6 protein-coding genes and 1 pseudogene are annotated in these 7,702 nt (G+C 54.4%); all 7 read right to left on the bottom strand.

Features of this window, described 5'->3' with window-relative positions; genetic code table 11:
- The coding region (locus Q0X89_RS17910; RefSeq protein ID WP_297696744.1) for a hypothetical protein at positions 1-479 on the bottom strand (479 nt) is incomplete at its 3' end.
- Positions 476-1,384, bottom strand: a complete 909-nt coding sequence (locus tag Q0X89_RS17905) for a peptidylprolyl isomerase (RefSeq protein ID WP_297696742.1) — start codon at positions 1,382-1,384, stop codon at positions 476-478. The genes Q0X89_RS17910 and Q0X89_RS17905, both read right to left, overlap by 4 nt.
- A 94-nt stretch (positions 1,385-1,478) precedes the next feature.
- Positions 1,479-3,186, bottom strand: a pseudogene (locus tag Q0X89_RS17900) (DUF3604 domain-containing protein).
- A 389-nt stretch (positions 3,187-3,575) separates the two neighbouring features.
- The gene (locus Q0X89_RS17895) at positions 3,576-4,784 is read right to left on the bottom strand and encodes a cation:proton antiporter (RefSeq protein ID WP_297696740.1); all 1,209 of its coding nucleotides are present in this window, start codon (positions 4,782-4,784) and stop codon (positions 3,576-3,578) included.
- 167 nt (positions 4,785-4,951) lie between these two features.
- Positions 4,952-6,496 (bottom strand): DUF1254 domain-containing protein, encoded by a 1,545-nt coding sequence (locus Q0X89_RS17890; protein ID WP_297696738.1) that lies wholly within the window; start codon positions 6,494-6,496, stop codon positions 4,952-4,954.
- A 15-nt stretch (positions 6,497-6,511) separates the two neighbouring features.
- Positions 6,512-6,691 carry a hypothetical protein gene (locus Q0X89_RS17885; RefSeq protein WP_297696736.1) on the bottom strand — a complete coding sequence of 60 codons (180 nt, stop codon included), beginning with the start codon at positions 6,689-6,691 and terminating at the stop codon, positions 6,512-6,514.
- 19 nt (positions 6,692-6,710) lie between these two features.
- On the bottom strand, positions 6,711-7,702 hold a 992-nt coding region (locus Q0X89_RS17880; protein WP_297696734.1), incomplete at its 5' end, for a hypothetical protein.

Raw genomic sequence — 7,702 nt, 5'->3', positions numbered from 1 at the left:
CCAGAGAGAATATGTTCGATACCTAACAGGGTGTAATCCCAGGCCACTTGCCAGGCTGATCGCTGCCCCTCAATGCTCACCCAGGGTTGATCAGGCTTTAAGATCGTCGAAAAATGAGTGCCATCAACAAATTCAACCCGCACCAGTACATCGGTAATCGTCGCTTCCAGGCCAGGTAAACGAATGACGCTACCATGAATACTCGGTGTGTCAATTTCAACTACACGTTGATGCAATGCCGAATCAGCTAACTGCCGGATAGTTGGGGGAGCGATCGTTTTCCAGTTAGCGGGTAGTTGCAAACTCGCCGGATGGGCTTTGCCATAATAGATGGGCGCTCGCCAGATAACTTCATAGCGACTTGTATCTTGCTGAGTTAGCTGTAGCAGACCTGGCTGAGACTCATGGGCAAAGGCCTGGTTCAACAGCCCAACACAAAGCAGCAACAAAGCGATTATCGATGAGAGTGTTCGCATCATTTTTGTGCTACCTCGGCAGCTTGCGTTGCCGCCACCGCGCCGCCAGTGAACTCAGCGCCAGCATCTTTCTGTGTTGTTGCACCCTCGACCACCACCTCGTAGCCTTCACGCAACTTCTCATAAGCCATATCCTTGAGCTGCTGGCGACGCTGTGCCATATAGTCGCGCTCAACCTGATCACGTACTTGCGCCAGCTCTGGCAGATAACCCGCCGTATGTTTACTGACTCTCACCAGGTGTACGCCCAGCTTCGAATAAATTGGCCCGCTCCAGTCACCCACAGGCAGTTTCACCACATCAGTGGCAAAGTCCTCACCAAAAGAGCGACTGATTTCATACTGCGATGCCTGGGTGAGCTCATACGGCAACATGGTTGCATCACCCAGCGTTGCTACTGCTTCTCCCTGCTGCAATTGTTTCAGGATACGTTTTGCATCTGCATCAAAATCAGCTCGTTTGTCAGGATTCAAATACAACTGTTGAAATGACACTTGCGGCTGAATAAAAAATCGCTCCTCATTTTGCTGCATAAATTCATTTAACAACTCGTCGCCAGGCGGCTCCTCAGCGGTTAAATCCTCGAGCAGAAATTCCAGCTTCAGGCGCATGCGCTGCTTTACCTGTGGGTCGTTTCGATCTAGCCCCAGGGCTAAAGCTTCACGGTAATAGACTTCGTTACGCACGTAACTCTCGACCAGGGCGGTCATCTCACTATTGCTGGGAGATCGCAGCCTGTTGCGTTTGAATTGAGCCGCTAACTGGTCCATCTGACTGGGGCTCACCACGATGAGGTTTGGTGCATCATCGACCTTCTCCTGGGTCAGGCCGAAAAGAAGGAAAAGCGCTGCTCCGATCAACAGGAAATGCATCAGAGGCTCATAGATTAATCTTTTAATACCTTTCATAAATGGCCCATTCATTCGCTATTAGCCATGAGCAGTTAGCCGGTCTTTTATTACCTATAGCTAAAGGCCAACTGCTCATGGATTGACTCTCGCGTTAACTCTTTGGTGTGTACCAGATCGGACTCGTATAGGCTCTTTCCTGGCCGACCGTCGTAGCACCCTCGGGAATCTCGACCCCGTAGCGGTGGGCATCGTAAACAATCCAGCGCGGGGTTGGGATCTCTAGCACGCGGGCATAGTAGAATGCACGTTGCTCGGAATCGAAATCCGGATCGGTCCAGACGGTTGCCAGTTCTGAAGCACCAATGGTGTTGGTCCAGTTGGCGTTCTTGATGTCCACGGTATTGCCCACCGGTGTCCTGGCGCGGCCATCACTGTCAATTTTCCGGCCGTCGGAAACCGCGACGTCATAGACCTTCTCGTGGGTATTGCCCTTGTTGTCTGTCCAGCCTTTGATTATCTGGATACGGTCGAGGTTGGCACCGATAGGATCACGCAGCGCATAGACCATGAAGTTGGGGGCTTTCTTGCCTTTCGCTTGCATCAGGTCGCCGCCCATAGGCACACCCTTTTCGTAGCCACGGAATGCCGGCTGTCGGCTGTTCATGTCTTCTGCGGTGAAATCCCAGCCGCCAAACAAACGTACCATTATGCGCGGCCCGGTGGTGGCATAGGTCTCCTTGCGCTGCATCGCGTCATAAATACCTTCTCGAGTATTCTCGGTAGCAAAAACTGCCTGCAGTCCCGAAGCCACCATCTGCCAGCTGTAACGCACACCAACATCCGTTTTCTGGAATGGATGGGTCAGTCGTTCAGGCGAGGCCTCATAACCGGTGTGTTTGCCCATGAAGTTTTCTTCTTCGGCGGTCACCAGGGAGGTGTGGCTGTCGGTTGCGCCAACCATGCCGAACTTGTAGGGGTTGGTGCCCAGCTTCTCTTCGAGCACAAGGCCATTCGTACTGCAGCATATCATCGGTTTTGGGTGTTAGCAGATCCAGACTGCCCTCGTCCCAGGTCTCATAATCGGCAAACTCGTCGTCGGGGGAGAGGAATGGATGGGCTTCACCATCACCCTTGATCTGGGTGACCTCGTAGAGCGGTTCCCGCTTAGCGCGTGTCTCGACATATTTTTTGTCGATCTTGCGCCCGGTATACTGGGCATCCACAGGGAACATGATGCCGTTGGACAGGTTGCCGTTGTGGGAAATAGCCAGCACGGAACCACCCGTCTTCTCCTCGTATTCATCCATCCATTTATACAGGTTCAGCGGATCGGTGCTGCCGAATGGCTCCACCATCGTGTAAGGTACTACCTGGCTTGCTTTCTGCCCGCCATCGCGAAAGACCACGTTGCGGTGCATATTTCCGCCTTTGACCAGCGAGGTCCACTCAAAGCCAATCAGGGTGGTGAAGTGACCAGGCTCGTTGTATTCCTCTGCTGTTTTGATGATTGTGTCCCAGATCGTCTGGTACTTTGCCGAACCCGGTGCGTATGCTTTAGTCAACTTGGGGTCAAACTTGTTCTGTGCGAAAGTTTCGATCAAATCCAGCGCCGTACCCTGCGGGTCTTCCTTGATGCCGGCATTCCAGCGTTTACCCTGTTCCGTTGCCATAATAAGCGGGTCTCCCTTGATGACGTCCTGGACAAACCCCATCATGTCTGAGTGATCGGCGATGACCAGCCAGTCGAGGGGACGGCTCAGTTTCACCGGCTGACCGCTTGAGGCGATGACTTCTTCGCCACGGGCAAAACGATAGCCTGTGTCATGCAACGTGCGATTGCCGAACAGGCCGGCATCCATGGAATAACCGGTATGCAGATGGGTCTCACCCCAGAGTGGAAAAGTCGGGAAACTGCGCTGCGCATAAGGTGAATAAACCTTACCGCCATAGCCTTTCGCCAGTGATTCTTTGGATGTCGTGATTCCTATCTGTTCGGCGCTCACCGAGGACCCTAACAGCAGCAGGGCTGAAGCGACGGCGGTTAATGTGAAATATGCTCTTTTTTTCATAATGTTCTCCTGATTTTCTAGACAGAACGAATTTATACGAAAACGCGCAGCAAGACATCCCCCACGATGGGTGACAAATGGGGGGTTTTTATTAGGAGGTTTTAAGTGTCCGCACCACCGTGAAATTCAGGCTTTAAACAGACCAGGACAATCTCAATGTCGCGGCCCGGTTCGGCGATTCAGCGTTTGTCTGTTTCCGCCAGTTTCGAGCCCAGCGCCGCGGCCAGCGGGTTGGCGCTGATGCCGTGGGCCAGCGCGCTGAGAATGACCGTGCAAACCACCACGACCGCCATCTGCTCGGCGCCCGGAATCGTGCTATTGAGCACGATGATGGCGAACACGATGCTGGCGAAACCGCGCGGCCCGAACCAGCCCAGAAACAGCTTGCTCGCGGTTGTTTCGCCACTTCCGGTTAACGACAGGAAGATCGGCAACATGCGCACCACGGTAAGGCTCAACAGCGCGTAGACCAACGCCTCCCAGCTAAACAGCGGGATGGCCTTGTAGATAACCGAGGTGCCAAACACAACCCAGGTCAGCATCGCCAACAGTTCCGCGACGCCCTCGGTATTCAGTAACAGTTCGTGGGTTTCATCCTTGGCACGGATGCCGAACAGGATGCCGCCGACAAAGGCGGCGATATAACCGCTGCCATGCAGGGACTGAGCCACCGTGAAACAGAGTATCGCCAGCATCACCACCGGCACCTGGCCCCAGATTTTGGTGATCCAGCCGCGATCCCAGCATAGCTGCATCAACCTGACCGCGAGTGCCGTGACGCCGAGCCCGACCAGCACACCGATGCCAATCTCGGTCACCATGTAGTGTAGCAGCAGCGTGTCGCCCTGCCCTTCGACTCCCTGGGCCTCGGCCAGGATGATAAAGACGAACAGTAGCGGCACGCAAATACCGTCGTTTAAACCGCTTTCGACGTTGAGCCCTTCGCGAATTCGAGCCGGCAGCAGTCGATTAGTGAAGACCGCTTTACCCAGGGCCGCGTCGGTGGCGGTCAGCATCGTCGCCAGTACCGCCAGTTCCCAGATACTCAACTGTTCGAACAGCAACAGGCCAGCGCCAATGCCGAGGGCGATGGTCATGGGGACACCGAACAGCAACATGCGCACCGGAATGGCGGCGCTGGATCTAAGCACCGAACGATTGGCGTTGGCGGCGTCGGCGAACAGCACCAGCGCCAGCGTCAGGTCGGCGAGGATCCTGAGCCAGTCCCTGCCGACGTCGAGCTCGAGCCAGTCGAGGCCGAGGGGGCCGGCGATAAAGCCGAAGCCGAGAAAGACGATAGGACCGGTTAGCGAGGTGCTTTCGAGTCGTCCCGCGACGAGGCTGTAAAGCAGTGCAAATCCGGCCAGAATGGCGTATTCGATATACATGATATGTTGGCCGTTTCCAGTCCTCTCAAGGCTCCCGTATCCCAGCCGGTTTCTTTTGAACCGGGAACAGGTTCACGGGTACAACCTGTGCTGGCAAATTCGGGATTCAGTGCACGGGAAGAACAAATTACGTTGCGTACACCGAATCCCATCTAACTCATATCCCCTTATTCGACCAGTTCCAGTTCGCCCGGACGCCAGGTCTTGTCCAGCCAGGGCTCGAGCGGTCCGTAGGCGCGGAAAAGAATGAACCAGCTTTTTCCGGGAATGGTCTGGATCCAGTTTCGCTCATCCACGGTTTCCGGTTTGACCGGCGCAAAAATTACGTCGTAGGATCCGTCGTCATTCTGTTCAAGTCCCTCGCCCAGGCTGTTAATGCCGGCGAACTTCTGATCGGTTTGCAGCATGGATCGGGTCTGGGTGTCATAAATAGTGACCGACCAGTTATCCTTGACCGGCACATTGGCTGGCACGTGCAACTTGTAGGTTTTGCCGCCGTCGAGCGCCTGGTGCTTCGAATCCAGCCCGGCGATCAGGTAGTCCGAGCCCGCGCCGGGCCGGGTCACCGCCATCGCCGGGGTAACCACGACCGCGTTGTAATGCATCCACAGGCGGGAATCGAAGCGGCGTGCGCCCTCTTTCAGGAAATAGGTATCCTTGTTGGCGAACGCCATGACCCATTCGCTGTCGGCGCCATCGTAAACGCGCTGCCCCGGATCGCGCGGGAATACGGTGTTGGCGCGGGCATAGGCATTACCGATGGCGACCCCATCGGCGAGGATTTTGCGCATGCGCTCATCCGGGTTGAAGGGCTTGCCCTTGACGATACCGATCGCTGCGATCAGGCCGCGGGTTTCCGGGTCGAGAAAGTCCAGCGGTTCTTCCTGGATCAACTGGTTCAGGCTGTCATAGAAACTGACGTCGTTGGGGGGAATGGTCTTTAATTCCGCGAGGCCCGACATGTTGGTGAATTCCGTCTGCGGTGGGTTGTCCTTTTGCGCCAGCGGATAAATTTTCAGGTTTTGCTTGATCCGGTCGGTGGCTTCATCGACCCCTTTCTCGACATAACCGCGCATGAAGTTCCACACGCCGTAGGTTCTGGATTTGACAACATGGTATCCGTCAGGCACATCGCCCTCGTAACCCGGCGGTAAAACGAGGTATTTACCGCCCTTGCCCTTGTCGGGTCCGGCGGCGCCAAGATCGACGATATAGCGGAAGTACATGTCATTCAGCGCTCCCAGCACTCCGGGCGGCAACTCGATAACGGTCGGACCATCCGTCTTCAGATCGAGGAAACCCCAGGTATAGAGCGAGGTATTGTTCCAGGTCAGCACCAGGGGCCTGGAATCGCCCAGCTGCTCCGCGATCAGAATCTGGTTTGAGCGAGTCAGGCCGATGTCACGCTGGCCCTGGCGCATGTGGTACATCGACACCGCCGGTATCATGTTGATGAATACCGTGGTAGCGCGCGCCGTGTCGACATAGTCGTAGACGCTGGCGACGGTTTCTCGGTTCGGTACGCCGTCGAAAAACTCCAGCGTTCCGATTGAGGTTTCAACCTTGTCGGGCGTGGTAATCGAGACCGGGATATCCGTGCTCATCTTCATCGTCGGGGCTGGCGTGCTGCAAGCCACCAAAAGGCTGCTTGCCAACAGCGTCATCAGGGATTTCCCGCCCAGATATTTAGATTTCATCTTTTGCTCCTTCATAAATCATAAACTGTGTTAATCCGCGGCGATAATACATCCCGGGAACTGTTTGATTAAGAGAAAATAATTGCCACCGATCATCGGCCCTTTAATGGTTAAGTCATTAAAAGTGTCGCCGCCGGTGTCGTTATCATCGAATTCCCAGGTCAGGTAACGATATCCCATCGCCAAAATCCAGTTGTTCAGGGCATGCATAATTTAAGATCTATCAACTCTAAAAAATCGGTATCTTGCTAAAGGCAGGACTAGGCACCACTGGCGAAAATATTAGACGCATGCCGTAATCGGCACCGAAGTTATCGGGTGATTCTATATATTTGTACAACTCGACACCGATTTTGACCGGGAGTGGTCCAATTTTGGTGGTGGTGTTCCAGCCAAGACCAACAGGGAATGTCACTTTTTGACCGCTGTCAGCTTCGTGGTTGATAGTAATATTCGGGCCACCAAAACCGATGTTGGTCTCGGCAGTAAGCCGGTAGAAAGCAACGTACTGAATGTTGGTCATGTTGACGTCTTGCCGATCGTCATCGCCGGAGAAATCCCACCAATGTTGCACTACGGTACCTAGGATCCATCCACCCGGCTCACCGATGTGGAATGCCAGCGCCATTGGTCCCGCGCTGTTCTTGCCGGTGCCAAATACATCTTCGGTGGCAGTATCCAGCATGAGGGTAACACCAACGCCATAAATATTGGGTGGTTTCGCCATCTCATTGGTGGCGAAGGCATTCCACAGCACGATATCACCCAGCTCGGTCTCCCGTTCGAAATCCACCGTAAACGGTAAGTCCCCCCCTGGATATTGTGCGTTCCCTCGCGAGACGCTCGGCGCATCCCAATAATGAATGGGTATCACGGGGCGGAAAATATACTTCACGTCCTCGGTAAGCTGCATGGCCATCACTGGCATGATGGTCGTGGTGTTGAATATCTTTTTGTCTTCACCGAGAAAATCCAGGGCATCACCGTCATACCAGGTGGTATCGTTCTGCACGAACAGCATCCAGAGTTCTCCGAGCGGATTATTCATCATCTCGTTGATCTGTTCCTGGGTATATTCGCCCTCCTTCGGGGAATCACCTGATGCACCGTTTTCTTTGTCACCGCTATCCGCCTGCGCCAGTTGCAGGGAATTGCTGTCAAAATAAGGCAAATGGCCATTTAACCCGAAATCGCCTCGATCCCAATAATCACTTGTGATCG

Source organism: uncultured Eudoraea sp. (assembly GCF_947258525.1).
Lineage (GTDB): Bacteria > Bacteroidota > Bacteroidia > Flavobacteriales > Flavobacteriaceae > Eudoraea.
The sequence above is the reverse complement of the archived record's forward strand: the minus strand, read 5'-3'. Positions and strand labels throughout refer to the sequence as shown.